The sequence below is a fragment of the Sphingomonas sp. FUKUSWIS1 genome (assembly GCF_000733135.1).
Lineage (GTDB): Bacteria > Pseudomonadota > Alphaproteobacteria > Sphingomonadales > Sphingomonadaceae > Sphingomonas > Sphingomonas aerolata.
The window spans coordinates 1-1123 of sequence record NZ_JPJC01000118.1 but is presented as its reverse complement, the minus strand read 5'-3'; the positions used below and the strand labels follow the sequence as shown (position 1 = coordinate 1123).

Annotated in this window: 1 protein-coding gene and 1 pseudogene; both read left to right on the top strand. The window is 68.9% G+C overall.

Going from position 1 to position 1123, the window contains the following annotated elements; genetic code table 11:
• Positions 1-332 (top strand): annotated as a pseudogene (locus tag sphsw_RS19735) (hypothetical protein); the annotation flags it as partial.
• The coding region (locus tag sphsw_RS08300; protein ID WP_042466860.1) for an AAA family ATPase at positions 329-1123 on the top strand (795 nt) is incomplete at its 3' end. The pseudogene sphsw_RS19735 and the gene sphsw_RS08300, both read left to right, overlap by 4 nt.

Sequence of the window (1123 nt, the reverse complement as noted above, 5' to 3'; positions counted from 1 at the left end):
TGGTCCGCTTCGGCGCGGCACGCCCGCCGCCGCGCGCGATCGCGTTCGGCAAGACCGCGTTGATCGACAACAGCGCGATGATCGTCCGCAAGGCGGGGCGCGAGGGCATGCTGGGCGGGCGCTACGCCGCGCTGATCCGCGAGCGGGCGCGGACGATCTTCGGCGTTCCCGTTCGGCTGACGGACGAGGACGCGGACCGCTATCTCGACAATCTTGGGGGCGCGACGCGGTTCAGCACGCTGATCGCCGACGCATCGTGCGCCACACATCGCACCGACATGCTGGCAGCCGCGCAAGCGCTGCACCGATGGCAACAGGAGAAGACACAGTGACGGTAGAAGAGGTTAAGGCACTCGGGCAGGCGATCCGGGCCGAGATCGGCAAGGCCGTGATCGGGCACGACGCGACCGTCGACCTGTTGCTGGTCGCGCTGTTCGCGGGCGGGCACATCCTGCTGGAAGGGCCGCCGGGTACCGCCAAGACGTTGCTCGCCCACGCGTTCGCCAGAACGGTCGGGCTGGAGTTCGGTCGTATCCAGTTCACTCCCGACCTTATGCCGGGCGATATCATCGGTGCGAACCTGTTCAACTTCCAGACGTCGACCTTCACGCTGACGCGAGGGCCGATCTTCACCGAATTGCTGCTCGCGGACGAGATCAACCGCACCTCGCCCAAGACCCAGGCGGCGCTGCTAGAGGCGATGCAGGAGCGCACCGTCACGATCGACGGCGAGAGCCTGGCGCTGAGCGACCGCTTCACCGTCGTCGCGACGCAGAACCCGATCGAGCAGCAGGGCGTCTATCCGCTGCCCGAGGCGCAGCTCGACCGGTTCCTGTTCAAGCAGACGGTGTCTTATCCGACCGCGGAGGAGGAGCGGCGGATCGTCGCCGACCATGGCGCTCGGTCGGCGGCGATGTCGCCGGCGGACTGGGGGATCGAGGCGCGGGCCGACGCAGCGACGATTGATGCAGCGGTCAGGACGGTCGCGAACGTGCGGCTGGTGGACGAGGTCATCGACTATATCGTCGCGCTGGTCCGCGGCACGCGCGATGTGGCCGACCTGGAAAGCGGCGCCTCGCCGCGTGCGGGCGCGATGCTGGCGGGGGCCGCGCGGGCGCGCGCG